At 68.8% G+C, this 24,171-nt stretch carries 29 protein-coding genes and 5 pseudogenes; 19 read left to right on the top strand and 15 right to left on the bottom strand.

Going from position 1 to position 24,171, the window contains the following annotated elements:
- Positions 1 to 587: 587 nt before the first annotated feature.
- From ACIQV3_RS32705 to ACIQV3_RS32690, 4 genes are all read left to right on the top strand, one after another.
- Positions 588 to 1,388 carry an alpha/beta hydrolase gene (locus ACIQV3_RS32705; protein ID WP_403718660.1) on the top strand — a complete coding sequence of 267 codons (801 nt, stop codon included), beginning with the start codon at positions 588 to 590 and terminating at the stop codon, positions 1,386 to 1,388.
- Entirely contained in the window at positions 1,378 to 1,839 is a 462-nt protein-coding gene (locus ACIQV3_RS32700) for a hemerythrin domain-containing protein (RefSeq protein ID WP_403718658.1), read from the top strand. The genes ACIQV3_RS32705 and ACIQV3_RS32700 overlap by 11 nt, the downstream gene beginning before the upstream one ends.
- Before the next feature lie 442 nt (positions 1,840 to 2,281).
- Positions 2,282 to 2,545 carry a hypothetical protein gene (locus ACIQV3_RS32695; protein WP_403718656.1) on the top strand — a complete coding sequence of 88 codons (264 nt, stop codon included), beginning with the start codon at positions 2,282 to 2,284 and terminating at the stop codon, positions 2,543 to 2,545.
- A gap of 308 nt (positions 2,546 to 2,853) precedes the next feature.
- Positions 2,854 to 3,039 (top strand): hypothetical protein, encoded by a 186-nt coding sequence (locus ACIQV3_RS32690; protein WP_403718653.1) that lies wholly within the window; start codon positions 2,854 to 2,856, stop codon positions 3,037 to 3,039.
- Positions 3,040 to 3,127: 88 nt separating this feature from the next.
- Here ACIQV3_RS32690 and ACIQV3_RS32685 read toward each other — a convergent pair whose 3' ends face one another.
- Both ACIQV3_RS32685 and ACIQV3_RS32680 read right to left on the bottom strand, forming a co-directional pair.
- A complete protein-coding gene (locus ACIQV3_RS32685) occupies positions 3,128 to 3,517 on the bottom strand; it encodes an ATP-binding protein (RefSeq protein WP_403718650.1) in 390 nt (129 codons plus the stop codon).
- Between the two features lie 180 nt (positions 3,518 to 3,697).
- Positions 3,698 to 3,871 carry a hypothetical protein gene (locus ACIQV3_RS32680; protein WP_403718647.1) on the bottom strand — a complete coding sequence of 58 codons (174 nt, stop codon included), beginning with the start codon at positions 3,869 to 3,871 and terminating at the stop codon, positions 3,698 to 3,700.
- A gap of 146 nt (positions 3,872 to 4,017) precedes the next feature.
- On the opposite strand from ACIQV3_RS32680, the gene ACIQV3_RS32675 reads away from it, so the two are divergent.
- Together ACIQV3_RS32675 and ACIQV3_RS32670 are read left to right on the top strand one after the other, a co-directional pair.
- On the top strand, positions 4,018 to 4,191 hold the full coding sequence (locus ACIQV3_RS32675; RefSeq protein WP_403718644.1) for a CsbD family protein: 174 nt from the start codon (positions 4,018 to 4,020) through the stop codon (positions 4,189 to 4,191).
- Positions 4,192 to 4,586: 395 nt separating this feature from the next.
- Positions 4,587 to 4,994 carry a hypothetical protein gene (locus ACIQV3_RS32670; RefSeq protein ID WP_403718641.1) on the top strand — a complete coding sequence of 136 codons (408 nt, stop codon included), beginning with the start codon at positions 4,587 to 4,589 and terminating at the stop codon, positions 4,992 to 4,994.
- Between the two features lie 262 nt (positions 4,995 to 5,256).
- On the opposite strand, the gene ACIQV3_RS32665 is transcribed toward ACIQV3_RS32670, so the two are convergent.
- The gene (locus tag ACIQV3_RS32665) at positions 5,257 to 5,391 is read right to left on the bottom strand and encodes a hypothetical protein (protein ID WP_403718639.1); all 135 of its coding nucleotides are present in this window, start codon (positions 5,389 to 5,391) and stop codon (positions 5,257 to 5,259) included.
- Between the two features lie 164 nt (positions 5,392 to 5,555).
- Between ACIQV3_RS32665 and ACIQV3_RS32660 the strand changes: the two genes are divergently transcribed.
- Positions 5,556 to 6,440 (top strand): sigma-70 family RNA polymerase sigma factor, encoded by an 885-nt coding sequence (locus ACIQV3_RS32660; RefSeq protein WP_403718637.1) that lies wholly within the window; start codon positions 5,556 to 5,558, stop codon positions 6,438 to 6,440.
- A gap of 81 nt (positions 6,441 to 6,521) precedes the next feature.
- Here ACIQV3_RS32660 and ppk2 read toward each other — a convergent pair whose 3' ends face one another.
- Together ppk2 and ACIQV3_RS32650 are read right to left on the bottom strand one after the other, a co-directional pair.
- Positions 6,522 to 7,499, bottom strand: a complete 978-nt coding sequence (ppk2, locus tag ACIQV3_RS32655) for a polyphosphate kinase 2 (RefSeq protein WP_403718634.1) — start codon at positions 7,497 to 7,499, stop codon at positions 6,522 to 6,524.
- A gap of 144 nt (positions 7,500 to 7,643) precedes the next feature.
- Positions 7,644 to 7,952: pseudogene (locus ACIQV3_RS32650) on the bottom strand (hypothetical protein); the annotation flags it as partial.
- A gap of 137 nt (positions 7,953 to 8,089) precedes the next feature.
- On the opposite strand from ACIQV3_RS32650, the gene ACIQV3_RS32645 reads away from it, so the two are divergent.
- From ACIQV3_RS32645 to ACIQV3_RS32635, 3 genes are all read left to right on the top strand, one after another.
- Positions 8,090 to 8,509 (top strand): DUF1003 domain-containing protein, encoded by a 420-nt coding sequence (locus ACIQV3_RS32645; RefSeq protein WP_403718631.1) that lies wholly within the window; start codon positions 8,090 to 8,092, stop codon positions 8,507 to 8,509.
- Between the two features lie 44 nt (positions 8,510 to 8,553).
- A complete protein-coding gene (locus ACIQV3_RS32640; protein ID WP_403718628.1) occupies positions 8,554 to 8,712 on the top strand; it encodes a hypothetical protein in 159 nt (52 codons plus the stop codon).
- 98 nt (positions 8,713 to 8,810) lie between these two features.
- Positions 8,811 to 8,969 carry a helix-turn-helix domain-containing protein gene (locus ACIQV3_RS32635; protein ID WP_403718625.1) on the top strand — a complete coding sequence of 53 codons (159 nt, stop codon included), beginning with the start codon at positions 8,811 to 8,813 and terminating at the stop codon, positions 8,967 to 8,969.
- Positions 8,970 to 9,197: 228 nt separating this feature from the next.
- On the opposite strand, the gene ACIQV3_RS32630 is transcribed toward ACIQV3_RS32635, so the two are convergent.
- Positions 9,198 to 9,641, bottom strand: coding sequence for a hypothetical protein (locus tag ACIQV3_RS32630; RefSeq protein ID WP_403718623.1), 444 nt, complete (start codon positions 9,639 to 9,641; stop codon positions 9,198 to 9,200).
- Positions 9,642 to 9,735: 94 nt separating this feature from the next.
- On the opposite strand from ACIQV3_RS32630, the gene ACIQV3_RS32625 reads away from it, so the two are divergent.
- Entirely contained in the window at positions 9,736 to 11,097 is a 1,362-nt protein-coding gene (locus ACIQV3_RS32625; RefSeq protein WP_403718620.1) for a hypothetical protein, read from the top strand.
- Between the two features lie 334 nt (positions 11,098 to 11,431).
- On the opposite strand, the gene ACIQV3_RS32620 is transcribed toward ACIQV3_RS32625, so the two are convergent.
- Together ACIQV3_RS32620 and ACIQV3_RS32615 are read right to left on the bottom strand one after the other, a co-directional pair.
- Positions 11,432 to 11,770: a PRC-barrel domain-containing protein gene (locus tag ACIQV3_RS32620; protein WP_403718829.1), complete on the bottom strand. Its 339-nt coding sequence runs from the start codon at positions 11,768 to 11,770 to the stop codon at positions 11,432 to 11,434.
- Positions 11,771 to 11,919: 149 nt separating this feature from the next.
- On the bottom strand, positions 11,920 to 12,762 hold the full coding sequence (locus tag ACIQV3_RS32615) for a DUF4394 domain-containing protein (RefSeq protein ID WP_403718618.1): 843 nt from the start codon (positions 12,760 to 12,762) through the stop codon (positions 11,920 to 11,922).
- A 197-nt stretch (positions 12,763 to 12,959) separates the two neighbouring features.
- Here ACIQV3_RS32615 and ACIQV3_RS32610 point away from each other — a divergent pair, with 197 nt between their 5' ends.
- Complete coding sequence (locus ACIQV3_RS32610) at positions 12,960 to 13,283, top strand: STAS domain-containing protein (protein WP_403718615.1); 324 nt, start codon at positions 12,960 to 12,962, stop codon at positions 13,281 to 13,283.
- A 55-nt stretch (positions 13,284 to 13,338) separates the two neighbouring features.
- Here the strand turns inward: ACIQV3_RS32610 and ACIQV3_RS32605 are convergent.
- Positions 13,339 to 13,566: pseudogene (locus tag ACIQV3_RS32605) on the bottom strand (transposase); the annotation flags it as partial.
- Between the two features lie 363 nt (positions 13,567 to 13,929).
- On the opposite strand from ACIQV3_RS32605, the pseudogene ACIQV3_RS32600 reads away from it, so the two are divergent.
- The 5 genes and pseudogenes from ACIQV3_RS32600 to ACIQV3_RS32580 all read left to right on the top strand — a co-directional run.
- A pseudogene (locus ACIQV3_RS32600) lies at positions 13,930 to 14,133 on the top strand (cytoplasmic protein); the annotation flags it as partial.
- A gap of 546 nt (positions 14,134 to 14,679) precedes the next feature.
- Positions 14,680 to 15,600 carry an SDR family oxidoreductase gene (locus tag ACIQV3_RS32595; protein WP_403718612.1) on the top strand — a complete coding sequence of 307 codons (921 nt, stop codon included), beginning with the start codon at positions 14,680 to 14,682 and terminating at the stop codon, positions 15,598 to 15,600.
- 685 nt (positions 15,601 to 16,285) lie between these two features.
- Positions 16,286 to 16,558, top strand: a complete 273-nt coding sequence (locus ACIQV3_RS32590; RefSeq protein WP_403718608.1) for a hypothetical protein — start codon at positions 16,286 to 16,288, stop codon at positions 16,556 to 16,558.
- A 408-nt stretch (positions 16,559 to 16,966) separates the two neighbouring features.
- Positions 16,967 to 17,410, top strand: a complete 444-nt coding sequence (locus ACIQV3_RS32585; RefSeq protein WP_403718605.1) for a hypothetical protein — start codon at positions 16,967 to 16,969, stop codon at positions 17,408 to 17,410.
- Positions 17,411 to 17,634: 224 nt separating this feature from the next.
- Positions 17,635 to 18,159, top strand: a complete 525-nt coding sequence (locus tag ACIQV3_RS32580) for a hypothetical protein (RefSeq protein WP_403718599.1) — start codon at positions 17,635 to 17,637, stop codon at positions 18,157 to 18,159.
- A gap of 44 nt (positions 18,160 to 18,203) precedes the next feature.
- On the opposite strand, the pseudogene ACIQV3_RS32575 reads toward ACIQV3_RS32580, so the two are convergent.
- The 6 genes and pseudogenes from ACIQV3_RS32575 to ACIQV3_RS32550 form a co-directional block, all read right to left on the bottom strand.
- A pseudogene (locus ACIQV3_RS32575) lies at positions 18,204 to 19,057 on the bottom strand (IS110 family transposase); the annotation flags it as partial.
- Between the two features lie 104 nt (positions 19,058 to 19,161).
- Positions 19,162 to 19,410 (bottom strand): transposase, encoded by a 249-nt coding sequence (locus ACIQV3_RS32570; RefSeq protein WP_403718596.1) that lies wholly within the window; start codon positions 19,408 to 19,410, stop codon positions 19,162 to 19,164.
- 595 nt (positions 19,411 to 20,005) lie between these two features.
- Complete coding sequence (locus tag ACIQV3_RS32565; protein ID WP_403718593.1) at positions 20,006 to 20,836, bottom strand: hypothetical protein; 831 nt, start codon at positions 20,834 to 20,836, stop codon at positions 20,006 to 20,008.
- Between the two features lie 279 nt (positions 20,837 to 21,115).
- Positions 21,116 to 21,328 (bottom strand): hypothetical protein, encoded by a 213-nt coding sequence (locus ACIQV3_RS32560; RefSeq protein WP_403718589.1) that lies wholly within the window; start codon positions 21,326 to 21,328, stop codon positions 21,116 to 21,118.
- Between the two features lie 146 nt (positions 21,329 to 21,474).
- Positions 21,475 to 22,167: a TetR/AcrR family transcriptional regulator gene (locus ACIQV3_RS32555; protein ID WP_403718586.1), complete on the bottom strand. Its 693-nt coding sequence runs from the start codon at positions 22,165 to 22,167 to the stop codon at positions 21,475 to 21,477.
- A 357-nt stretch (positions 22,168 to 22,524) separates the two neighbouring features.
- The gene (locus ACIQV3_RS32550; protein WP_403718584.1) at positions 22,525 to 22,833 is read right to left on the bottom strand and encodes an FG-GAP-like repeat-containing protein; all 309 of its coding nucleotides are present in this window, start codon (positions 22,831 to 22,833) and stop codon (positions 22,525 to 22,527) included.
- A 525-nt stretch (positions 22,834 to 23,358) separates the two neighbouring features.
- Here ACIQV3_RS32550 and ACIQV3_RS32545 point away from each other — a divergent pair.
- Positions 23,359 to 23,850 carry an RICIN domain-containing protein gene (locus ACIQV3_RS32545; protein WP_403718581.1) on the top strand — a complete coding sequence of 164 codons (492 nt, stop codon included), beginning with the start codon at positions 23,359 to 23,361 and terminating at the stop codon, positions 23,848 to 23,850.
- A 54-nt stretch (positions 23,851 to 23,904) separates the two neighbouring features.
- Positions 23,905 to 24,003, top strand: a pseudogene (locus ACIQV3_RS32540) (IS5/IS1182 family transposase); the annotation flags it as partial.
- Positions 24,004 to 24,171 lie beyond the last annotated feature (168 nt).

The raw sequence follows: 24,171 nt of genomic DNA, 5'->3' as shown, positions 1-24,171 counted from the left end.
CCCGAGGGCTGTCGCCGAGCGCTTGGCCCGCCTCGGCGAGAGCACCTCCTGAAAGGAAGGCCGCCGGGCATGCGCAGTGACGGCGGGAACTCCACCCGTACTCCGTGGACGGCGAGGCTTCCAGACATCCGCGGACCGGATCGCTGCTGCTGCGCCCCAGCTGGTCAATGGTCAGGGGCTGGCGGGATCCGCACGGTGAGTTCAGTGCCCGGAGCGTCGTGTTCGGCTAGAACGTTCAGGTCGCGCCACGCACCGAGGGAGACCGAGCCGAGCCCCGGGCCGCTGCCGGCGTGCTGTGCCTGTCCTGCAGGTGCCCACCCCAGCCGACCGGGGGCCGGGGCAGCCCTGGCGGCTCGGACCAGGGCCCGTGCCGGTGGGCCCGCCGTGCCACATCGCTCGGACAGCGATCTGATCGGCCATCGCGGACGGCTCGATGGAGCGCGGGGCAGAGCGGGATACGAGAAACCGGCATCCCAGTGCGTGCTCACCCTGACGCCATTGCGGCAGCGCCACGCAACCGCCCATCTGGCCTTGGTGGTTATAGTTTCAGGCAGCGTCGCGTGCCGGTGGCGGATGGATCGTCAGGCATGGAGGCGTCGTCTCGAAAGGTGGCTCCGGCCATTCCCACCCCAATTTCACAGAAGATCACGCTTTACCCTGCCGAGGACCGGTTCTTCGGCCCCCGACCCGCCGTCCTCGTCCTGCCCGGCGGCGGCTTCCGGGAACTTCCACCGCACGAGGGCGAAGGCTACGCGCGCTGGCTGTCCGGCCTCGGCATCCACGCCTTCGTCCTGTCCTACCGACTGCTGCCGGACCGGTTCCCGGCCCCGCTCGAAGACGCCCGGGCCGGGTTGGACCACATCCGCGACGGCGACCACGGCCTCGCCGTCGGCCGGGTCGGCGTCATCGGATCAAGCGCGGGCGGCCAACTCGCCGGCCTGCTCATGACCGGCCGGGTCCTATCCATCGAGGAGGGCGTTGCCGACCCGCCCCGACCGGACTTCGCGATCCTGGCCTATGCGCTGGCCGACCTCGACCTGCTGCCGTCGTCGGTGGTCGAGAACCTCCTCGGCGACCTGCTGCCCATCAAGGACGAACTGTCCCCGGCCAAGCATGTGGACGCGTCGGTGTGTCCGACCTTCGTATGGGCCACCGCTCAGGACCCGCCGGGCCTGCCCAACGCCTTGGAGTGGACCCGGGCGCTGGCGGCGGCCGCGGTACCGGTGGAGTTGCACGTCTACCCGGGCGGCAGCCACGGCATCGGCCTGGCCGACGGCGTGGAATACGCCGGCGAGCCGCATAAGTTCATTGCGCGCGAGCCGCACACCGCGTCCTGGACGACCGCGTGCGCGGCGTGGCTGCGACGGGAGGGCGTTCTTGCCGACTGACCGCGTCACCGCCTGGGGCAGGGAACTGCAGCGGGTGCACGGCAAGCTGCGCAATGCGCTGGCGCTGGCGCGGGCGGGACTGGACGGCGGCGACCCCGCTGACGCCGCCACCGACCTGCTGTTGTTCTGCCACGGGTTCTGCGCTGCCCTGTCCGGCCACCATCGCGCCGAGGACGGTTCGCTGTTCCCGGAACTGGTACGGGCGCGACCCGACCTGGCGCCGGTGGTCGCGAAGCTGACTCAGGACCACAACATGATCGAGCACCTCATCGGTGGATTGCAGAAGGCGTTGTCCGACTCGACCGACCCGGAGGTGGCGCACCGCCACCTGGACGGGATCGAGGCGGTCATGGAGACGCACTTCAAGTACGAGGAGAAGCAACTGGGAGCGGTGCTGGACGGCATGGACGCCGACTTCGACCGCACCGAGATCTTCGGCCCGATCAGCTGAGCCGCGTCCCGGTCGCGCCGCCCACCGACGGCGCGACCGGGAATCCACCTGGGTTCGAGCTGAACCGGCACCGCCTCGCTCGGGTCTGAACTCTCTGGATCGGGTTCGTCGTGGTCATCCGCACCCCGAGCTGGTTCGTCTTCGACGAAGTAGCACTTCACCGCTCGTCGAGTTCTCCACGCCGCCTGTGGCTTGGAGAACTCGATCCGCCCCTGCGTACGGCCCGTCGCGTGCCAACCCCCGTGTTGTGCTGCTTGGCGGTGAAGCCCTGCCCCGCCATGGTGGCGACGGCGTCCTCCCGGCTCATTCCAAAATCCAGTGGCCCCATGGTCTGGAGTGGGACGTACCGCCACTGGACCCGCCGCCGCCCACGGACGCCGCAGGTGAGCGGGTTCACCCCCGCACCGCGTGACACGGACCCCGGAGCGGGCAGACGCGTGGGATGACCAAGAGGGATGGGCGGGGGTACTGCGGCGACGACGGCCACTGGGCCGGTCCGTCGCCCGGACACGCGTACGTGGCACTGCTGGGCGGCCCCCTGGGCGGCCGGCTCTTCCACGTCTCGGGCTGGTCCAAGCAGGAACGAGCGGTCAGCGCACTTCTCATCACCGACCACGGCTTCTTCGGGGCGGGCGGGCGAGCACTCTGCAAACCGTCCCCGGCCGCCCCCGAAGGCTCGTTCCTCTGGGACAGCGACACACTCTGATCAGCCCCGCCCGAAGATGAGAGGAACGCCCCGAATGGAACTTGCCGCCCTGTGGTTCCCCAGCGGACCTGCTGGAATCATCCTGCTGATCGTCGCTTTTGTAGCGATATGTGCAGGAATTTTCATAGGAAGAAGAGGAGAGTAGCCTCGGGTGCCTCACGGAAGCGGGTCCTGGGCTCTGGCTCGGACACCATCGTGCAGGTGCGCTGGGGAGGGCGACGCTGAGCATTCGAGGGGAGCGCTCACCGTGGCCGGGAGCGGTCCACCGGTGGGAGGCGGGTGAGCCCACCCTCATCGCCCTCGCCGCGGTGGTGGGCACCGGGGGCACTCGCGCCGAGGACGGAGGCGAGCACGCGAACGAGCCGGTCGCCGAGGACGAAGCGGTGACCACCGTGCTGGCGTTCGTCAGCGACGCGGCGGCGGAGCTGGAAGCCGTAAGACAGCGGCGTTCCATGGAGAGCGCGGCCTTTGCCAAGGTCCGGCGTGTCCCGTAGCCCCGCACGCCGGCCTGGAGCCGTCCAGGAGCTGTCCGGTGTGACCGAGCCCTGGCGGCAGGAATTCGCGTAGGGCGGCGCCGTGGTGCTACCGGGCGAGGAGGGCGCTGACGGTCTTGCCGCCGGTCGGGCGGCGGGTGACGGCCGTGGCGAGGGCGAGGTGGTTGACCATGGGCCAGCCGAATCCTCCGGCGCCACCGTTGAGGTCGGGGGTGCGCATGCGCGGGCCCCGGGGGCCGTCGTCGTGGACGGCGACCTCGACGCTGTCGGGGTGCGCCGTGAGGTCCAGGGTGTAGCTGCCGCCGCCGTGGCGCAGGGCGTTGGTGACGAGTTCGGAGACGACCAGGACCACGGTGTCGGCGGCTTCGGCCGCGATCACCGGCAGGAGGTCGTGTAGGAAGTGGCGGGTGTTCTCGCGTGCGCCGGCTACGGATGCCGTGGCGTGGGCGGGTGCGAGGGTGATGCTCTTCGTGTTCATCAGGTCTCCCAGGTGGCTGGTTGGCGCTGCCCGGTCCTGTTGGCGCTCGGTGGATTTCCCGGACTGCGGGGATCAAGTCGGCGCTGACCGCGTTGCGCTTCGGTCCCTCGTTGGGGGAGGCCGTTGGGCGGCGCCGCGGTGGAGGCCGCCCGCCGGAGGTGGGCGGCCGTACCGGAACTCCTACTGGTGGGGTACGTGGTCGAGCCGCCGGGTACTGGTCCGGCGATGGGCTGCCGGGCCCCGGCGGCGTCGGCCGGGGAAGGGGTTGCGCCGTGCGGGGACGCTGGGGGCCAGGGCGAGGATGGCGATGACCGCGAGGGCCCCGGCGATGATGATCACGGTGAAGAGGGTCATGTTCCTGCCTTCCGTCGGGTTCTGACTGCCTGTAGCTACTTGGTGTTACCGGATCGCCGGTAGATAAACACGCTGGGTGATGTTTGTGTCGCGGTGGCGGGGCATACGCCGGGAGGTAACGCCTTCTACCGCTTGGAGTGATGGACATGTCCGGTGACGAGAAGACTCAGGCCAAGGTCGAGCAGGCCAAGGGCAAGGCCAAGGAGACGGCCGGCCGCCTGGTGGGCAACGAGAGCATGACCGCGGAAGGCCGCGCCGAGCAGGCCAAGGGCGACGCCCGCCAGGCCAAGGAAAAGATCAAGGACGTCTTGAAGGACTGACCAGCCCACCGCAACGCCGAGGGGGGCGGGCCCGCATCAGGGCCTGCCCGGAACACCCCCGGTGGTCCTGACGCGTTGACGCGCCCACCCTGTCCCCGGGGTCCCTCCGCTGTCGCGTTCGGAGGGAGCGTTTCACCGTGAGAGGCGGCTCGGCGTCAGGACCGCTTCCGCTCCCGCTCCCGCCGACCGCCCGGCACGGCGGCTCCCGAGCGGCCGATGGGCGAATAGCCCGCAGCCGTCCTCAGGGCCGCCAGATTCCTTGTCGAGCCGCCTGCCGCAACCGTGCAGGGTGCGCGCAGGGCTTCGGGAGCCCGGTGCCGACGGAGTGCCCATGTGCCGGACAGTGCTTCCGGCCGGGCGTAATGTCGTTCCCATACGGGGGTGCGGAGGCAGCGGTGAACACACCAGGCGAGGGGCCGGACTTACTCGACGACTACCTGCGAGAAGTCCTGGCACGCCTGGGAAGGCCCGGGTTCGAGGCAGTACTCCGTGCCACCGACGCGACCTGCACCCTCCTGGCAGGCGGTCCCCCCGCCCTGCTGGCTGGCCCGGACGACGGCGCTTTCGGCCCCGGCCTGCAACGCGAGTACCTGGCCCTGCTGGCCGTCCTGATCACCGGCCGCACCGACCACCACATCATCGACCTGCCCCAGAGCGACGGGACACCGGGCTGGGCGGTCGTAGAAGAACACCTGCTCCACGACTCGAAGTCCTTGGAAGAACTCCGCACCCGGATCACTGCCCGAGCCCACGACAGCGCCCGGAACGCTCAGGCACTGGAGCGCATATGGAAGGCGGACTGAGACGAAGCCCCCTGGAACGCGCCGCTGCGCACCTGGGCGCGGGACACGCAGGATCGTTTCAGCATCCATGAACCACTCAGTCTGCCCCTCCCGTGCGCCCATGGGACGCCGACCGGTCCCTGTCTGGGATGTGGTCGCGCGGGTGGTGGGGGAGTGAGGGAGGGGAGCGTTCATTCTGCTGGGCCGTGCCTGCCGTCAGCCGCCCGCTCTGCGCGACCAGTCCGGCCACGGCTTCCTCGGCCCGGCAGTGGGAGATCGACCATCAGCAGGCCGGCGGCTCCTGCACCCGCCGGCACGCGCTGCCCCTGACGGGCAGCGCTGAAGCACCGGAGGACTTGCCGAGCACCTCGGTGATCTTGCGGCACATCAGCCCATGGCTCCTGCCTGCTGCAGTCATGCGGGCGGCTCATCGTCCAAGGGGTGATGTTCCGCGGGCAGGTCACACGCGGGCGGCCGACATCTTCGGCCCCAGCTCAACCCATCGGTGTCCGGTGTGACTGTGTTTCGTTCGCGTGGGCAGATGGCCCGCGCAAGCCACTCGTTCAGAAGAGGAACGCTTTCATGTCCCACGTCGCCGCAGCCACCATTCCCGCCCGGGGTAAGGCGTCGGATGCCGTGACCCGCACGGAACCGGCCGCCGTTGCCAGACCGTACGAGGGGCCCCTGCCGCAGGTCGACAATGCTCGCGCGATGGCTCCCGCGGATGCGCGGGAGCTGTCACGTTTGTTCCTGATGCGGTTGAAGGCGCTGGAGGAGGGGACGCGCGAGTACCAGTACGCGCGCAACACCCTCATCGAGATGAACATCTCCCTCGTGCGCTTCGCCGCCCGCCGTTTCGCCGCCCGCATCAACGCCGACATCGAGATTGACGACGTCATTCAGGTCGGCACCATCGGCCTGATCAAGGCCATCGACCGGTTCGACCCCGACCGGGAAGTCGAGTTTTCCACCCTCGCCATCCCGTACATCACCGGGGAGATCAAGCGGTACTTCCGCGATACGACCTGGGCCGTCCACGTCCCCCGCCGCCTGCAGGAACTCCGAGTCGAACTCGCCAAGTGCCAAGAGACGCTCACCGAGACTCTCGGGCGTGCCCCGAGCGTCAAAGAGATCGCCGGGCATCTCGAACTCTCCGAGGAAGAGGTCAGCGAGGGGTTGGTGGCCGCCAACGGCTACAGCAGTACCTCCATCGACTCGGCCGGCGGCACCACGGACCGTACGGCCGCGCGCGGCGAGGGCCGGCCGCTGAGCGACACGGTCGGTGACGTCGACTCTGCGATGACCCTCTTCGAGGACTGCCACACCCTGGCCCCGCTCCTGCGCGCGCTCTCGCCCCAGGCCAGGGGCGAGTGGAAACCGGATGGGTGGCACCTTCCGATGCTCCTGGTGTGCGTGGCTGCCGTGGCGGTCGTCATTTGGGTCGCACGTCTGCGCCGGAGAAAGTGAACGCCTGAAGTTGGCAGGCGAGAGGCCGCGAGCCGTGCCGTTGTCGGTGACCAGCGAGGTGCTCGTCTGGTCCGTTATCGATCAGCCCAGGACGTCCCTCGAGTGGTGCGGATGCCGGCCGGGTCCGTGGGGAGTGCCGGCCAGCGGGGTGGGGGTGAGGTCGGCTGCTTCCTCGCCGGCTTCCAGGAGGGTGTCGGCGGCGCCGACGATCAGGGGGTCGGGCTGGCCGACCGCTGCGGTGTCCTTGCGGTCGTAGTCGATGCGGTCGAGAAGGCTGCGGATCGCTTCCAGGCGGGCCCGTCGCTTGTCGTTGCTCTTGACGACGGTCCAGGGTGCGTGGTCGGTGTCGGTGGCCCGGAACATGTCGACCTTGGCGGTGGTGTAGGCGTCCCACAGATCCAGGGAGGCAAGGTCGGTGGGGGACAGCTTCCACTGCCGTACCGGATCGACCTGGCGGATCGCGAAGCGGGTGCGCTGCTCGGCGCGGGAGACGGAGAACCAGAACTTGACCAGCAGGATGCCGTCCTGCACGAGCATGGCCTCGAAGGCCGGGCATTGCCGAAGGAACAGCTCGTACTGGTCGTCGGAGCAGAAGCCCATGACCTTCTCGACTCCGGCGCGGTTGTACCAGGAACGGTCGAAGAAGACGATCTCCCCCGGGGCGGGCAGGTGGGCGGTGTAGCGCTGGAAGTACCACTGTCCCGCCTCCCGCTCGGTGGGCTTGTCCAAGGCCACCACGCGCGCCCCGCGGGGATTGAGGCGCTCGGTGAACCGTTGGATCGTGCCACCCTTCCCGGCGGCGTCCCGGCCCTCGCAGATCACCACCACCCTGGAACCCGTCGCCCGGACCCAGCTCTGCAGTTTGAGCAATTCGATCTGCAGGATCCGCTTGGACCGCTCGTACTCCCCCCGACGGATCTTGCGGTCGTAGGGGTAGTTCTCCCGCCAGGTACGGATCGGAGCCCCATCCGCGTCGAGCAGCACCGGCTCCTCCGGCCGGCTGTCATCCACGCTCAGCCCCGCGAGCAGGTCATCGGCGTCCACCCTCGGCTTCTTCATGCAGCTCGCCTACCCCGACGAACGTATTTCGACCACGGCGCGCCGATTCGGCCGGAAACCGGCCCGGACCTGGTAGCCATTCCGATCAAGGGCAGCGCGGGAACCCGGCCATGGTGAGCGGGCCACCCGTCCGGCGCCCCCGCCGGTCCGGTCGGCGGCGCGGGTGGTACGGGAGGCCTGGACACGCTGTTCTCCGGTGCTCCCGGCGGTGCCGGGGCGCAGGCTTACGTAACGGCGCTCGGCGGCCTGGCGGCCGGCGACCCCGAGGGGGCCTGCGAGGTCGGCCCGCCTCGCCGGTTCGAGTTCCCGCATAGGCCGAGGCCCGTGGGGTGCGCTGGTGCCACGAACGGCTAGTGAGGTGGCGGCCCGGCCCTGGCGGCTGTCCGCGGCCCTCGCGCAGCCGCTCGCGCCGGGGCGGTACTCGCCCTGTTTGTAGCCGCGGCTGCTCGGCAGGCGGGTGTCGGTAACTGTCGCGTTTCACGGAGCTCGCAGGTCTGCGATCAACAATCTCCGGTGTCCGGCGTGGGCTGCCCCGAGCTGCCGCGCTCCGGGGCGTTAGCCTGACGCAGATCGGAAAGGGCGGCCTGTTCGTGAGCGAAATTCCGAAGTTCCCCAGACACCCCGCACTGCTCGCGTACGAGAAACAGCGAGCAGACGCACTCCAGCTGCACGTCGCCGACCTGATCACCCGGTTCGCGGGGTGGATGCAGTTCGTATACCTGAATGCCATCGTCTTCGCGTGGTGGATGCTGTACGTCGAGGAAAGCCCTTGGCAGACTCTGACACTCGTCGTATCGCTGGAAGCCATCTTCCTGTCCACGTTCGTCATGATCGGACAGAACCGGCAGGCCGAGTTCGCTCGCAAGAAGGCCGACCACGACTATCAGGCCCAAGAACTCGCGCTGCGACACAATACTGAAGTCACCGAGCTGATTCACGCCCTCACGATCGAGATCCACGCGAAAATGCATCAGCCCCCTGAGGGGCGTAGCCCAGCAAAGGGGTCGTAACCCCGCGGCGCCCTGCTCACATGAGAGCCCCGGGTAGGAAAGCCATGTCGAAACCACCTTCGCCCTGCCTGCTGTTCGCCGTGTCCATGACGGTGATCACCGTTGCCGACCTGGTCCTAGGCCCGGACATGGGTGTACGTGCGCACTCCTTCCCGCGCGTACGGGACTCCTCGCCCACTGACGCGAGCTGGTCGAAGCCGTGAACACCACAGGAAACTGAACTGCTCTATTCGCCCCAAAAGGGATAGGAAATGGCAGAGTCGGGGCAAGCAGACACTCGTGAAGATGAAGGAGCTGAGTGATGGCTGAATTCTCCGGCCGCAGCGACCTCGGTCGACGGGTCGCGGCGAGACGCACGGAGCTCGGTCTTTCGCGGGAGGACGTCGCGCTGCGCGCCGGCTCCGCCGAGAGCTACATCGCATACGTGGAAGAGGGCGAGGCCAGACCCGACGGTGGATAACTGATCCGACTGGCGGACGCGCTGGAAACAACGGTCCGAGACCTCGCGGGCGGTGGGGCCGACCTCCCTGCCGGTCTGGGAAGAGCAGCTCCCCGGCCACGTCTCGTCGCCCTGGACGAAGCGGAATGCCGGCTCTTGCTGAGCGACCACGGGGTGGGCCGCGTATCCGTCCAGACGGCCGAGGGACCCGTGGTACTCCGGGCCCGCAGCCGTCCGGCACGGGCCCGCTCACTGCTGGGGACCGTCCTCCGATGTGCCGCCGCGGTGGATGTGGACACTGCTGCCCGGACCCTGCGCACCGAAGGCCGTGCCGCCGCCGTGCGCCGTGACGTTCTGGGTCCAGTGCTGCCCGGTCCGGGGCAGTGCGGCCGCCACCTCTTCCACGGCCCGGCGCAGCTCCTCGGTGGCCTCGGGGTGCTCCCGCAGCAGCGCTGCGAACCGGCGCGCCCAGGGCCGCAGGAGGTCTTGGCGCGTGCCGTCGGTGTCCTCCTCCTCGGCGACCAGCCGTGCGTCGGCGTCCAACTGCGTCTCGATCGCGGCAACCCCGTCGTCACCGCGCCGCCGGAACACCTCCACCACCCGCCCGCGGGCGCCCTCCCACACGCTGGTGGCCATGGCCGCCACGATCGTGGTCGCTCCCGCCATCACGAGTGCCGACACAGGATCCGTCATCGCAGCTTCCCCGTATCCCCCGCGTCGAGGGCCCAGCGTAGTCCCGCAGGGCGGTGGGCATCATGAAGAGCCGTAACGGCACAGGGAGTTCGCCATGGACACGTTCCGGAGCGTGATGTGGGACGACGGCCCCGGTATCGACCGTCGGGCCGCCGCGCACCTGCGCGACAGGCATCGCGGCGTACTCCGCGAACTCATCACCTCCGTCCCGCTCCCGGACGCGGTACGTCTGGCGCAGCGGTACGGCGACCGCTTCGCGGCCGGCCACGACGGGATCCCGCTGCCCGCACGTCTCGCCGCCGCCGGCGAGGGCCCGCTCGCCCTTCTCGCGGCCGCCGACGAGGCCCTGGTCGTACGGGCCTCCGACAGGGCCGCGCAGGCATCGGTCTCGGTCCACAAGGTCGTCACCGGCGCCGCCGCATGGCTGTCCTTCGGTGTCGGCGCTCCCGTGCTCACGCTCACCACCGTGGAACCGGACCACACCACCAGGATCACCATGCTGCGCGAGGGCGCCTGGCACGACGTGTACCGCGGCCCCCTCCACCATCACGCCGTCGCCTGCATCGACGAGGAGAACGTCATCGCCGTCCTCAAGGAATCCGGCCGTGGCCGGACCCTGGTGCACTATTCGCCCGGCAACGTCCGCCCGGTCGCCCAAGGCGTCGCCCTGACCGGGATGCGGCCCGCCGGCACGGCGGCCGGCTTCGTAGCCGGCAGCGCGCTGCAGCCCACCGCGGTCGTCGCGGGCCCGCGGCTCGCCGCCGGAATCGTGGACCTGAGCCCGTTGGGGCTCGACGCCGCCCACCGCCTCGCCGTCGCCCCCGACGGACATGAGGTCGCCTTCGGGGGCGAGCGGGACGTCGTGGTCACCGACGCGAGGGCGGAGCACCTGATCGCTCGCACCGTCGTCCCGGTGCCGAACGGGCCGGTAGGGGAGCTGGTGTTCACCGGCCCCGACACTCTGGTGGCCTGCGGCGCGGGCGGCGGACTCAGCCGCTGGCGCAAGGAACCGCACGAGGCCCTGACCCTGGAGGCGGTCGGCCACGCGCCACCCCTCGGCGGTCTCTGCGCCATTCCCGCCTGGGGCGTGGTGGCCGGACACGCGGGCGGCGAAGGCCGGTACCGCTTCTTCGATCCGGACACCCTCGTCCCGGCCGACGTGCCCCGCCCGTTGAGAGAGTCCGGCCACAAACCCCGGACTATCCGGGCCGTCACCGCGTCCGCCGACGGCCGGTTCGCCGCCGTGGGCGTCTACGGAGGTGTCGCCGGCCCCACCCTGACCATCCACGACTTCCACCATCCACAGGCCCGGCTGCTGCGCCCCCTGGCATCCCTGACCGCGCACGACCTCACGGCCTTCCGAGGAGACGATGCCGGGTCCGCCCCGCGTGATCCGGAGGACCTGAGGGCGCTGGCGCTGCTGCGCGAGCTGGTGGTACACCGCTCGGGCACTTGACACGGGTGGGGAAGCCTCCCGGCCGGACGCGGCGCGGTGCGTCCGGCCTAGCCGCAACAACCCTGGAGTGGTGAAACGGTTCCGCGCCCCGAGCTGGAGCCGAGCCGACCTTCACAGTGCTCGCCGAGCCGTGGGCAATCGCCGGCCGGTCCATCCCCGGCCACACGGACAGGGAGTGGAGCACCCCCTTGTCGACCGTTCGGTATGGCCCGCTAGCCGGCAGCGTGGTGCGGGGGCGGATGTGCTCCCGGTCGGCACCGCCACCTGGGAAACAGCAGTTCAAGCGCCGCCAGCGCGCTCTGGTGCGCTGGCGGCAGGTGTAGGGGGAGTGGGGTCAGGCGCGGTGGCGGCCGTAGTACTGGCCGAGCTGGTCACGGTAGACGGCGTCGCCGCGGTGCTTGTCCTTGTCGTACTCGGGGGAGTCCTTGATCTGGTCCTTGGTGAGGCTGACCTGGATCTCCTTCTCCTTCACATCGACGCGCACGACGGTGCCGGCGGGCAGGAGGACTTCCTTGCCGAAGATCCACGGGCCGGTGTCGACCACGATGTAGGAGGAGCCGACTTCCTCGGTGGCTTCGTCGACCTTGCCGATGTGCCCGTCGGTGGCTTCGACCTTGAAGCCGACCAGGCTGGTGCCGGGGGTGTAGTGCGCCTCGGGGTTGTAGTTCCACATGTCAGCCACGAATGTCTCCTCACAGAGGTACGGGGGTGTTCTTGGGATGTCTGCCCGCCGTAGCGCGATCGCCAGCCGGTGACTGCGCCGGCCACCCGGACAGCCCAGGCCGCACCCGCGCGGATGGCGGTGCGACGCAGGTGAAGCCGCTACTTCTGGTTCAGGGGCAGGGCGATGTCGACGACCTGCTGGTCCGTGGGGAAGGCGCCGGCGTCGCGGGCCGCCCCAGTGAGCGGGTTGACCTTGTAGAAGCGGTAGGAGCCGTCGACCGAGAGCGCGGCGTAGCCCTGGTTGACGCCGTCTCGGGACGAGAAGTAGATGTCGAAGCCCGCGCTGGGTCCGGCGTCGACGCCGAGGCTGCCGGTGGGGGCGAGCGTGCCGGAGTTGGCCGGGGACTGCAGCACCACGCGGTCGCCCGCGGTGTCGATGTCGAACAGGCTGGTGGCTGTCGCCGCGTCCAGGTCGTTGTTCGTGTACGCGGCGCCGGTCACGCCGAGGGCGGGGGCGGTGGCGGGCGGGGTGGTGAGCGTGGTGTCGGCGAGGGTTCCGCCCGTGGCTACGCTCACGTTGTGGCGCAGGTTCTGCCCTGTGTCGCTGATGATCCGCAGCCGGTCGGCGGCCGGGTTGAAGTCCACTCCGAAGGCGGTGCCCGTCAGGGCGATGCTCAGCTGGGACACCTTCGTCGCGGCGGCGTTCGCGGTGTCGAGGGTGTACACGCCGCCGGCGTTGCCCACGCCGTAGAGCAGACCGTCCTGAACGCGGTAGTCGATCCCGACCACCACCGTGTCACCCGCCAGACCGGTGACGGTCCCGGCCGAGGACACCCGGTCGGGGTCGCCGGCACGGAACGACACCAGACGCTGGTCGTCGGTCAGACCGGTCACCTTCAGACCGCCCCGGCCTTGGTCGTGCTGGTCGCCGTCCGCGGCCACCGCGGTTCCGGTCACGGACAGGACGGCGGCGAGCGCCATTACGAGGACTGCCTTGCGCATGAGTTCTCCACTGAGTCGAACCGCCCGCACTGCCGGGGCGTCACCCCGCCGACACAACCAGCCATGCCCCGGTCCGGCGCGTCGAGCTCAGCCAGATGGTGGTGTCTTTGTCCAGGGGCCCAGTGTTCATGCGGCGGGGTCGGCCGTACCGTCGGGCATCAGGCATTCGGCTGATGAGCGTGAGGGGCAGAAGGTCTATGGAGCTACCGAAGGTAACGGTGAGGCCCGAGGCAGATGGTGCGGTCGTCATCGTCTGTGCAGGGGAGTTCGACCTGGACACGGCTGGCGTGCTGACGGCGGCATGTGACCAGGACGCGGACGGGGTGAAGTTGCTCGTGCTCGATGTCACCCGGGTGGTGTTCGCGGACTCCTCGTTCCTGAACGTCTTGATACGGCTGCGCAATACCCGGCGGGTAGTGCTGGCCGGGCCGCTGCCTGCCCAGCTTCTTCGATTGCTGGAGATGACGGGCGCGCTGGAGCTGTTCGAGGTCCGCGACAGCGCCGCTGATCCCACCGCCTGATCTCCCGGGAGTGTTTCGTCGGTGGATGTCCACAGGGGCCCACCACCGAAAGGCCGCGTCCCTGGCGAGCAGGTGTCGCCCGGTACAGCGCGGCGGCAAACGGCCCTTCCTCTCGAAGGCCGAACCGGCCCGGCATCTCCCGCCACTGCGCTCCCGAGCGGAACTTCCAGATCACGCCCTCGAACTGCTGCCGCAGCCGCTCTGGATACGGTCCGTACTCACCGACCGGCAGATACGGCTCGACGAACCCCCACTCATCGTCCGTCAGTTGCGCACGCGTCATGTGTACCGGACTACCGGATCCACCCTCACAGCGAGGCCAGATTCGGCAAACCGATCACGACCCAATACAGGCCCTAGCTGGCTGCGTCCGAGCCCCTCCGTCCGAGCGACGGTCTTGATGGTCATGGGCGGTTGCGGCCAGCCACGTCGATCCGCAGGCGCGAACAGAGATCGAGCCTTCGGATCGACCAAGCTTCAGGCTCTCGCTCGGACCGGCGGGTGGTCGGGATGCCGAGGGCGATGGGTGCCCGTTGGGCGGTTCGGGCGGCGTCGGCCTGCTTACCCAGTCAGTAGCGAGAGCGTCTGGTGCCCAAGCATGAGGGCACTCCGCGGACGAGCAAAACGATGTCGCTGAGGCAGCCAGGGGGAAGCGCCGCGGGCGCAGGAGCGGCTGGCCGATGACGGGGACCTGCCGCCGTGGCTGGGCGCATCGGACTTTCACCGAAGCCATCAGTCCGCGCTGGTACGCAAGGACCTGCTCCTCTACCGGGAGCGCTTCCCGGGCATACCTGACGACCTGCCGTACCTATGGCCCCGGCCCTACCGGGATACGGACGCGGTGCCGTGAGCGCCCGGCCCCTGTGGGGAGGGGCCGGGCCCAGGCTCGGGAGCGCTCACGCCGTCGTACGGGCAGCTGGGGACGGTGATGGCGGCGCCGCTCGCGCGTCAGGTGCCTGCCGCTGCTCTCCTCCGGAGGCAGGCGCGAGCCCGGGCGATGATTCCCGCGTCGGTGAGGACGTCGTCGGCCGTGCAGACCAGGGCTCCGGTGGCCGCCAGCATCACCACGATCCCCCGTTGCGAGGCCGCGGCCCGTGTGTAGGCGGCGGTCTGTTCCGAGGCCTCGTGGCCTGAGATCGCGATGAACGAGTGGGTGGCGGGGATGTCATCCGCCCAGCGGCAGCACTCTCGCCGTGGCCGCGCACAGCTCATCGGACGGGTCGCCCCTTCGCCTCCTCGTAGCTCTGTGCCCGCTTCTGGCCAGGAGACGGCCGATCACGCGCGCCGGCGCCTGGCCGTGAAGCCCTCGTTCTGCGGGTGACCGCTCAGCGGGCGCATCCTGGAAACAGGAGGACCGGACGACAGGGTTGCGGATGGGCGGTGGCACCACGTGGGCATGCGGAGAGACAGCCAGCCCCTACGGGGCCGCACGGTTGTGGTGACCGGAGCGGCGCGCGGGCTGGGAGCGGCCCTGGCCCGGGCGTTCGACGACCGGGGTGCGCGAGTGGCCCTCCTGGGTCTGGAAGGAGTAGGCCTCCAGAAAGTGGCCAGCTCATTGCGCAACGAATCGGCCTGCTGGGCCGTCGACGTGACCGACGATGTGGCCATGGCCGAGACGGCCCGGCAGGTCCGCACCCGCCTCGGACCGGCGTCCGTGGTGGTGGGCAATGCGGGCGTCGCCGAAGGAGGGCCGTTCGCCGATTCGGATCCGCAGGTCTGGCGCCGTGTCATCGAGGTCAACCTGATCGGCAGCGCGGCGACAGCACGATGCTTCCTGCCAGATCTCCTCGACACCCACGGCTACTACCTGCAGGTCGCCTCCTTGGCCGCCATGGGGACGTCCCCCCTCATGAGCGCCTACTGCGCCTCCAAGGCCGGGGTCGAGTCCTTCGCTCACGCCCTGCGCGCGGAACTCGCACACCGGGGTGTCGCAGTCGGAATCGCCTACATCAATTGGACCGACACCGACATGATCCGCGATGCCGACCGACACGCCGTCCTGCGCGAACTGCGTGCCCACATGCCGGCGCCGGCGCGCAAGGTGTACCCGGCACCGCAGGTCGCCGACCGGTTGGCCACCGCCGCAGAGCGACGCGCGACGTCCGTTTACATGCCCGCCTGGCTCCGTGCCGTCCAACCCGTGCGGGCCATTCTCCCGGCCGTCGTCACGCACATCGCCCGCACCGAATTGCCGCGCCTGGAGCGCACGCGCCCCTTCGAAGCCACCGGACTGCTGGGTGCCGGCGGCCACGCCGACGTACGCCGCGACACCGCGTGGCGGTCGGAGCGGGGGAGTGCGGACCGCCCCGGCGAGTAGACATGCATTATGTTCAATATCGGAACAATTGCACTTTCCGGTGTACGGGGGCCGTCGCGAGACTCCGTAGAAGCCGTCCAGGCGGACCGGGCTGGACCCGCCGACGTGCCGGGAGCGGATTCCGCTTCGTCGACACCGAAGGCCACCGCATCGACTATGGGCCGGAGTGTGTCCCACTACCAGCGCCGGCCATCCCTCAGGCCTGGACGGACGTCTGAATCTGCCCCTGGGCGAACGGGCACAATACGGGCCATGGGTACGGACGCGGCCGGCGGGCGCCAGTACCTGTACCACGAACGGTTCAGTGAACTGCGAGAGGCGTCCAAGCAGTCCGTCCGGCTGAACACCGCGCTGCAGATCGACCCCGGCGCCATCGCGGGCAAGCCATCAGACCACCGTCGCGCCGGCCCTGCCTATTCCGACGCCCTGCGCTCTCGCCCACCGCCCCGCGTCTGCGCCGCCCCCTGTCCTCGCCTCCCCGTCTCTGCCGTCGCCCGTCCGTGTCCGCCGGCCGGTCTTGCTGCCCTGTCACCTCCCGGCGCGCCGCTCCGCCGCCGTCGTACCGCATCGGACTGGGCCCATCAATTTGCCAAGTAGAGGCTTTGACCGTGTAGTTCGGGGCACTCGCAGGTCAGACCGGTCTACCCCGGGACCAGGTCGCAGGGTGATTTCGAAGGAGCGGCAGATGACGACCCAGTACAGCAACCAGCCCACCGGCCAGCAGCCCCACGGCGCCCCGCGCGGCGGTTCGGGCAACAACGTTCTGAGCATCGTGGCGATCGTGCTCGGCGTGATCTCCCTGATCTTCCTGCCGATCCTGTTCGGTGTGATCGGCGTGGTGCTCGCCATCATCGCGAAGACGGTTCGGCACGAGCGGCTCGCTACGATCGCCATAGTCGTCAGTGCCGTCGGCCTGATCGGCGGCATGGTCCTCGGAGCCGTCGTGGCCGGCTCTTGAGCCGAACCCGCACCAGTACCTCGGCCGGTGGCCGGCCACCGGCCGAGGTGTGGGTGGGTGGTCAGTGGCTGAGGGTTCCGACGTGGTCGGTGAGTTTGTGTTCGGTGAGGCTGGTGGTGGGTGCGGGTCAGAGCTGCTCGGAGGCCGATACCGTGCGCGCGGCCCCGCAACGCGGTCGCCGTGGGGGTGCAGCTCTTGGACGAGGACCCGCAGGCCGCCCTCGCCGTCTCCTCGTCCCGGCGCCGGGTCACCGGTGTGACTGAGCGCTGGCTGGCCCGTCCGGTCAAGTAGGCGCTCAGCCGGTTCCTGGGCCGAGTCGGGGGCCTCGTACCGCTGGAAGGAGGGCGGGGAAGGCTGCGCCGTGTATGGGCTGCGCACTGGATCGTTGGCCAGCTCATGATCAAGCGCATGCTCATTCTCGCCCTGGCCTCGGCGGCTGCGGCCGCTGTCACGACGGCGCCCGCGTCGGCCGAGGCAACCGGACCGGTCCTGGCCGCGCCGGCCACTGCCCACAGTTCCCATGGCCGGCTGCCCGTGCCCGTGCCCGTGGTCGATTGGACCGGAGTGTGGGCGGAGCAGGTGGACCCGACGCGCCCGGGCGTCACACGGTACGTGGCCAGGCTGGAACTCCTCCGGGATGGCCGCTTCACGTGGCTGAACAACTACCTGTGCAATGCGAAGCAGCACCCGCAGTTCAAGATCGCGATGAATTCGGGCACCTACAAGATCGACGGCGAGAAGGTGACCTTCGACGGGGACCTCTTCGACGCGACGGGGAAGGCGGACCTCCTCGCCCCCCACAAGATGGTCCTCAACGGACGAACCGAAGTCATTCGCGAGCAGTCCTTCTAAGGCCACAGCGGCCGACGGGCGAATCCGCAGCCCCAGGCGGCGCCGGGGACAGGAACTCCAGCTGGGCACGGAGAACATCCCAGCGCGACAGGACGACGTGGGCATGCCGCCATTCAAGACGGCGTGCCCAACCGTCGCGTGGCCCCAGCGGGGGGATGCCCTCACGAAGGTGTGACTGATTCCCAATGATTCTTGTCAACCCAGTGAGTCGTAAGGTGCGGCCCATGGAATCGTTGATCGCTGCCGTCCGCGAGCAGGACGAAGCTGCCCGTTTTCTCGCTTGGCCGGGTGACTTCGACCTGGACCGAGGTGACCATGTCGAAGAAGTCCACCTCGCTTCGGGGGCCGCGCTCGAAGGTTTCGCCGGCGACGGCGCCGGGGGTACGTACTTCTTCTGTGGTGAAGGTGGCGAGGAACGTCCAATCCTCTATGCCGACTCCGAAGGAGGTGCGGCTCTGGTTGCGATCGGCCTTCCCGAGCTCCTGCGGCTGGTGCTGGTCGCCCCTTGGTGGCGCGACTGCCAAGCGTTCACGGACGAGGAGAGTCGCGAGCTCGCGGCCGAGTACCTGGAGGACATGCTGGATCTCGCGGCCAGGAGGGATCGTGTCGCGGCAGCCCTGGGCCTCGACCTGCCGGCCCAGGCAGAAGTCTTGGCCCGCTTGCGGGAGGTAGCTGTTCGGATGGGTGAGAACTTCGTCCTCGTCTTCACCCCGGAGGGCCACCCCTACGAGCGTCTCATCAGGAATTGAGAGGCATCGCGGCAGCAAGCACGCGCCGTTCCAGCCAACAGGGATCAGCCCACGGCGAGATCGCGTTGAGGTGGTAGGACGTCGAAGGTCTCTGGTCGCGGATGAGGGCCCACAGGACGTCGAGGCGGCGGCGGGCGAGGGCGAGGATCGCCTGTTTGTGGCTCTTGCCCTCGGCTCGCTTGCGATCGTAGAAGCTCTTGGACGTGAGGCAGAAGCGGGCGGCGATCTGGGCGGAGAGGTAGAAGACGCGCAGGAGTCGGCGGTGGTAGCGGTGCGGTCGGCGCATGTCACCGCTGATGCGACCGGAGTCCCGTGGGACCGGTGCGAGACCGGCGACGCCGGCGAGCCGGCCCGCGCTGCCGAAGGCGTCCATGTCTCCGCCGGTGCAGGCGATGAACTCCGCCCCCAGCAACGGGCCCATGCCAGGCATGCTGAGGACGACTTCCGCGTGGCGGTGTTCACGGAAACGGACTGCGATCTGCGCGTCGATGTCAGCGATCTCTTGGTCCAGAGCCAGCACCGCCCTGGCCAGGGCGGTGACCACGGCCGCGGCAGTGCTCTCCCCGGTCACGGCGGTGTGCTGGGCCTGGGCCGCGGCGACGGCCGCGTCGGCCATGGCCTGGGCGCCACGGACTTTGCGGTTCTTCAGCCAGGTCGCGAGTCGGCTCGTGCCGACCCGGCGCAGGCCCGCTGGAGTTTGGTAGCCGGTCAGGACGACGAGTGCGGCTTTCGAGGCGGCGTAGTCGAAGGCCCGTTCAAGGGCGGGGAAGTACTCCAGGAGCTGGGCTCGCATCCGGTTGATGGCGCGGGTGCGGTCTGCGGCGAGGTCGTAGCGGCGGGCGGTGAGGATCTTCAGGTCCACCGCGATCTCGCCCCACTCCTGCAGCGGTTGCAGGTCCCGGTCATCCGCGCCTAATCGCCTACCGGAAAACGCCTTCACATGTGCCCGCGCTTGCCGCGTCAGACACAGATCATCAGTCTCTAATCAGAGCTCCCGTTTTGTCAGCCAAGCGCAGCAGAGCGCCAGCAAGCAAGAATCTCGCGGTCAGAGCGAACTCGGTGCTCTACGCCGCCCACTCCAGCCCGAGGTCGGCGAGCGACTGGGGGCCGGTTCTGCCGTTCGTTCATGCCGTCGACCACCTTGTCCGTGATCGTCGAGATCGTCTGCTTGGAGTCCTCAGCGCCGTAGACCTCCGAGAGGTGGGCGGAGATCTCGCCGTGGGTCAGGCCCCGGGCATATGAGCAGAGCATCGGTGCCCGGCTCGTGGCCGATTCCTTTACCGATTTCGTCCTGGGCCGGATACGGGAAGGAGGTCGTGACCGCCACGGAGACCGATGGGTCCACATCAAGCGCTTCCACCTGCCACCTGCGTCACCGGCCGACCAAGACCTTCTGACCCCCTTGATCGCTGATCAACGCCCTGGCCACGGAATGGGACCCCGACTCGTTCCGGGACACCTTCCAGGAGAAGGGCACCGACCTCATCGAGGCGAAGAAGGCCGGCGAGAGCGTCGAGAAGGCCGAGCGTCGAGCAGGCCCGCAGCCCGAAGGACTCGCGCGAAGAGGCGGCCACCACGGCGAGCCCGCAGAAGATGAAGGCGCCGGCCGCGAAGAAGCGCATCTGGCTGCATAGGGCATAAGCGGGAACGATTGATTGCGGATTTGAGGAACAACCAGGCGGGTGTTGGCCTGTAAATTTTGGCGGGAAGCAGGAACGGCAGGACGCTGTGTCTCACGATGCGTCGTCTGGATGCGTCGGGGCTCCGGGCTTTGCCCATGCGGGATGATCGCCCCTCATGGACAAAGGGCACCTGTGGCAGTTCGACCGCACCCGCTCGGGCGAATTCACGCAGTGACGAGCACCATGATCAAGATGAAGGTGAAGCCAAGGCCCAAGCACAAGCAGCCCAGGGAGAGGACGACGTACCCGACAGTACGAAGCCCTGAGCGGCGAACGACCACGTTCCCCGGATTCTGCGGGTCGTAGGCGACGCGAATGGTCCAGGCGCCGGCGCTGCCGGACACAGTGCGGCTCACGCCCACAGTGTCCGTGTAGACGTACGTACCCGAGGCGCGGAGCTTGCCGGGTGTACCGGCGGTCCTCTCCGCCTCGACGGTGATGCCGTGCCGGGTCACGTGCCACCCCCTGCACGCCGACCACAGCCCCGCAGCGCCGCCCGCGGTGGTCACCGAGGCCATCGTGCCGCCGAACAGGGTGGTGACTGCCAGCATGAAGCCGTCAGTCCCGCCTTCACGGATCCCGAAGGTCAGGGCCAGGGCGACGATCACCAAGGCAGCGGTGAGCGCTCCCCGCTTGAAGAGGCGCTGTCTCCTCTCCGCCGGGGATTCGGTCAGGACGCGCGTGATGACCAGCCCGGAGCCGTCGACCGCCACGTCCTCTTCGGCACGCTCGGGCAGCGCACGGTTCACGGCATCCGCGAAAGCTCTGGCGGCTGCCTCGCTGACACCGCCGACCCGGCGGACGGCCGGCGTCGCCCCGCCCGCGGCAGTCAGCTCGACGGCTACGGACCGGCCCTCGGCGCGTACCCGTTCGATCGCCATCAGAGGAATGCGCAGCTCCTCGTGCGGGCGGCTCAGGAGCAGTGCCCTGCCGTCGGAACGCAGAACAGTGTTCTTGCTTCCCTGCAGGATGGGTATGGGCGATGTGATCGACATGATCGCGATCGTAGAGCGCATCCCGCACCTTCGGCCACCGCCGATATCGGGGCATCACTCCCCCGGGGAACATCACGTTCCTACCACTAAGCAACAGCGTTCCCGAAAATCCCCTACAAAGCCAAGGGTTTGCCGGCCGGGGTTCCCTCGTGGCCCCGGCCCGCCTTCTGGTTTCTCTCGTACAGGGTCACCAGGTGCGCCAGCTGTGGCATGTCCCGGCGCAGCCGGTCGGCCCATTCGGGCGTCAGGAAACCGTGGTTGACGACGAACCGGCCGTCGTCACGGGCCGCCGCCGTACATGAGGTGGCCGTCCGGCGACCAGAGGTGCCGGGTGTGGGAGTCCGGGCTCCAGCCCGGCGGTGATGGGTACCGGGACAGTGCCTCGTGACTGGCCGCAGTCTGCTCGTGGGTCATCCACGACCGCACCCGCTTTGCCTCCTGGTGCTCCTCCTCGGTGAGCGGGACCCCGAATTCCCAGAGCCTGGGCAGCATGTCCAGCCGGGCGACCTCCTGAAGGTACTGGGTCCGGGCCCGGCCGTCCCCCCGGCGGCCTCCGCGTCGTGCCGGCGGCTCTCCAGCCCCCGCTCCCGGTGACAGCGCCGCAGGCGGGGGTTCGGCGGGGTCGTAGGGGCAGTGGCTCAGGGGTTGAGCTGAAAGGCCAGGCCGTCGAGCACGATGTTGAGTGCGCCTGTGAAGTTGTGGTCGCGGATGGCCACGGCGTCAGGGTTGCGTGAGACGGTGGTCGACGTGTCGGGGTGGAGGCGGGTCAGGAACTCCGCTTCGGTCCGTCCGGAGCGGGAGACGGTGTTCAGCCAGGCAGACTCGGCGGAGACCATTCCGACGGAGTAGGAGTAGACGGCATTGATCGCGCCGTTGGGATCGGGAAAGCCGGCGGTGCTGAACAGGGCGAAAAGGCCTTCGTTCATCTTGCTGAGGTTGGGTCCCAGGTAGGCCAGGCCTTCCTGGCCCAGGAGGGTGCACAACCATGGATGCCGCAGCGCGACCGTCCGGAAGGAGGCAGCGAATTCCGTGAGGGCTGCCCGCCAGTCAGGAGAGTCTGCGGCTGGCCGTTCCACCTCTCCCAGAACCTCGTCGACCGCCAGCTCCATCAGCTCGCTCTTGAGGGCCACGTGGCGGTAGAGGGAGGTAGCTCCGGCGTCGAGTCGGGCGCCGAGCTTGCGCATGCTGACCGCTTCGATGCCTTCTGCGTCGAGCATCAGGACTGCCTCGTGGACGATCACCGCCCGGCTGAGCGCGGGCCGGACGCGTGCGGCGGCCTGGGGACGTGCCCAGACAGACGGGATGGGGTCGGCCTTCGGATCTGACGCCATGGAGTTCCTCGGTGGTGCGTACGGTGTGCTGCCAGAGCGTACAAGTGGCACCTGCGCGTCCTCTGTACGCACTATCCTCCGCTGCCGCATTTCCTGGAGGGTGGAGCCACCCGGCCCGGCCCCGAGCAGGTCGGGTGGTTCCGTGCCGTTCGTAGGCCAGCCCTGCCGCGCCGACTGCCGGACGCCGGCGGGACGGCCATGCGTGGGGGCCCGGGCCCTTCCCCGAAGGGGCGAAGCGCGGTCGGGAAGAGGGGGCCGGTCGTGAAGGCGGCGGCCGCGGTCCGCCGGTCAGCCGGAGCCGACGTCGCCGAGCCGGATCCAGCCGTCGGGCCCGGAGGCGTCGCCGCCGTTCCAGGCCTAGATGACGGAACCTCCTTCCGTCACCGCATGGATGTAGTCGGCCCGCTGGTCACCGGTGAAGTCGGCGAACTGAACCCTGGAGTGGTCTTCGGCGACACCGGTCGCGATCTGCCCCACGGCTTCCCACCCGCCGGAGCCGACCACGTCACCGCCGCGGTTGCGGTAGAGGTCCACCTTTCCGTCGGGCTTGACGAGGTGATAGTCGGTCCGGTTGTCCCCATCGTTGTCGGCGAACCGAATGGGGTTGCGGTCGTGGGTTGCGGTGGTGACTCGCCCGATGTGTGTCCAGCCGGGGGTTCCGGCCATGTCCCCGCCACGGTTGAGCCAGACGTCGACGTCGTTGCCTCGTTGAAGAGGACGTAGTCCCTGCGGCCGTCACCGCCCCAGCCGGCGTCCCTGACGCGCCTCACGTCCGTGGTCAGCCCTGTGGCCACCTGCCCGATCTCCTGCCACCCCGTCCGACCCGGTTTGTCCCGCCCTTGTTGATCCAGGCACTGACGGGTCCGCCGGCAGGGCCTTGCGCCGCAATCAGTGCGGCTGGTCTGGTGCGCAGATGGGAGTTGCGTACAGTGTTCGCACATAAGTACAGTGTTCACACTTGTCGGGGCTTGCACGAGGAAAGGCGAAGAAAGCTCCCGACGGGCCGCTCTGGTGCATCGCATGGCTTCGTAAGCCTCTGCAGTGAATGACCTTGAAGCGTGATATCGCGACTCGGCAGCGCGCCTTCGGGGATTGGCGTGCCGGCTGAGATTTGAGGTCAACCGAGACGGTCCAACCAAACCGGGTAATCGACCGCCACGTAAATTCCCTTCTCGGAAAGAGGCCTATTCCGTGTCCAAAATTCGAAGCTCTGCCATATTTGGCGGTACCCTCGCCACTGCTGTCGCATTCGCGCTCGTGCCTGCTCCGGCTTCTGCTGACATTGTCGACCAGTTCCGCAACACCCACAGCGGCAAGTGCCTCGAAGTGGGAGGCTGGAACCTCAACGACGGCGCCACGGTGAATCAGTGGACCTGCCACGGCGGCGCCAACCAGAAATGGAGATACAGCACCTCCAGCAAAACCATCGTCAACCTGCACAGTGGGAAATGCCTCGAACCTGGAGGTTGGTCCACCAGCAACGGTTCGGGTGCGAACCAGTGGGCCTGTCACGGTGGAGCAAATCAGAAGTGGGACCTGTGGTCTGACGGGGCAGGTCACCTCATGTACCAAAACGTCAACAGCGGAAAATTTCTCGAAGTTGGAGGTTGGAGTCTCCACGATGGCGCCGGCGTAAACCAGTGGGCCTACACAGGTGGCGCCAACCAGAAATGGAATGGCTAGAAGGTAAGTCTCTTTGATGGGTTGATCAGTTGATCGGATGCGTCCGTCCGGTTAGTGATCAACGACGCGAAGTGGGACCGGATCGAGCCGCTGATGCCAGCCGATCCGGTCTGCGGAGGCCAGTGGGCCAACCACCGCCGGACCTTTGAGGCCAGCGTGGGGACCAATGGCGGGGACTCAGGCGGTGTTCGTGTGTTTCACCGGTTGATCCGTAGCCCGGCAGGGTGCTGTCAGGGCTGAGGGTGAAGGTCGATGACGACCTTGCCGTGGACGTGTCGGGCGGCTTGAAGTGCGCCCCTTCCGCTCCTCCCATTCGGTGAT

The sequence above is a fragment of the Streptomyces sp. NPDC099050 genome, assembly GCF_044759865.1.
Lineage (GTDB): Bacteria > Actinomycetota > Actinomycetes > Streptomycetales > Streptomycetaceae > Streptomyces.
This window is presented reverse-complemented; position numbering and strand designations above follow the sequence as displayed.

Excerpts from the sequence above, each read along its gene's own strand:
- ACIQV3_RS32555 (WP_403718586.1), bottom strand. The coding sequence starts at position 22,167 with ATGGCGTCAGATCCGAAGGCCGACCCCATCCCGTCTGTCTGGGCACGT.
- ACIQV3_RS32565 (WP_403718593.1), bottom strand. The coding sequence starts at position 20,836 with ATGTCGATCACATCGCCCATACCCATCCTGCAGGGAAGCAAGAACACT.
- ACIQV3_RS32560 (WP_403718589.1), bottom strand. The coding sequence starts at position 21,328 with ATGCTGCCCAGGCTCTGGGAATTCGGGGTCCCGCTCACCGAGGAGGAG.
- ACIQV3_RS32595 (WP_403718612.1), top strand. The coding sequence starts at position 14,680 with ATGCGGAGAGACAGCCAGCCCCTACGGGGCCGCACGGTTGTGGTGACC.
- ACIQV3_RS32660 (WP_403718637.1), top strand. The coding sequence starts at position 5,556 with ATGTCCCACGTCGCCGCAGCCACCATTCCCGCCCGGGGTAAGGCGTCG.
- ACIQV3_RS32580 (WP_403718599.1), top strand. The coding sequence starts at position 17,635 with ATGGAATCGTTGATCGCTGCCGTCCGCGAGCAGGACGAAGCTGCCCGT.
- ACIQV3_RS32635 (WP_403718625.1), top strand. The coding sequence starts at position 8,811 with ATGGCTGAATTCTCCGGCCGCAGCGACCTCGGTCGACGGGTCGCGGCG.
- ACIQV3_RS32615 (WP_403718618.1), bottom strand. The coding sequence starts at position 12,762 with ATGCGCAAGGCAGTCCTCGTAATGGCGCTCGCCGCCGTCCTGTCCGTG.
- ACIQV3_RS32610 (WP_403718615.1), top strand. The coding sequence starts at position 12,960 with ATGGAGCTACCGAAGGTAACGGTGAGGCCCGAGGCAGATGGTGCGGTC.
- ACIQV3_RS32675 (WP_403718644.1), top strand. The coding sequence starts at position 4,018 with ATGTCCGGTGACGAGAAGACTCAGGCCAAGGTCGAGCAGGCCAAGGGC.
- ACIQV3_RS32585 (WP_403718605.1), top strand. The coding sequence starts at position 16,967 with ATGCTCATTCTCGCCCTGGCCTCGGCGGCTGCGGCCGCTGTCACGACG.
- ACIQV3_RS32630 (WP_403718623.1), bottom strand. The coding sequence starts at position 9,641 with ATGACGGATCCTGTGTCGGCACTCGTGATGGCGGGAGCGACCACGATC.
- ACIQV3_RS32685 (WP_403718650.1), bottom strand. The coding sequence starts at position 3,517 with ATGAACACGAAGAGCATCACCCTCGCACCCGCCCACGCCACGGCATCC.
- ppk2 (WP_403718634.1), bottom strand. The coding sequence starts at position 7,499 with ATGAAGAAGCCGAGGGTGGACGCCGATGACCTGCTCGCGGGGCTGAGC.
- ACIQV3_RS32705 (WP_403718660.1), top strand. The coding sequence starts at position 588 with ATGGAGGCGTCGTCTCGAAAGGTGGCTCCGGCCATTCCCACCCCAATT.
- ACIQV3_RS32570 (WP_403718596.1), bottom strand. The coding sequence starts at position 19,410 with ATGCTCTGCTCATATGCCCGGGGCCTGACCCACGGCGAGATCTCCGCC.
- ACIQV3_RS32620 (WP_403718829.1), bottom strand. The coding sequence starts at position 11,770 with ATGTGGAACTACAACCCCGAGGCGCACTACACCCCCGGCACCAGCCTG.
- ACIQV3_RS32550 (WP_403718584.1), bottom strand. The coding sequence starts at position 22,833 with ATGGCCGGAACCCCCGGCTGGACACACATCGGGCGAGTCACCACCGCA.
- ACIQV3_RS32680 (WP_403718647.1), bottom strand. The coding sequence starts at position 3,871 with ATGACCCTCTTCACCGTGATCATCATCGCCGGGGCCCTCGCGGTCATC.
- ACIQV3_RS32640 (WP_403718628.1), top strand. The coding sequence starts at position 8,554 with ATGTCGAAACCACCTTCGCCCTGCCTGCTGTTCGCCGTGTCCATGACG.
- ACIQV3_RS32665 (WP_403718639.1), bottom strand. The coding sequence starts at position 5,391 with ATGACTGCAGCAGGCAGGAGCCATGGGCTGATGTGCCGCAAGATCACC.
- ACIQV3_RS32590 (WP_403718608.1), top strand. The coding sequence starts at position 16,286 with ATGACGACCCAGTACAGCAACCAGCCCACCGGCCAGCAGCCCCACGGC.
- ACIQV3_RS32625 (WP_403718620.1), top strand. The coding sequence starts at position 9,736 with ATGGACACGTTCCGGAGCGTGATGTGGGACGACGGCCCCGGTATCGAC.
- ACIQV3_RS32695 (WP_403718656.1), top strand. The coding sequence starts at position 2,282 with ATGACCAAGAGGGATGGGCGGGGGTACTGCGGCGACGACGGCCACTGG.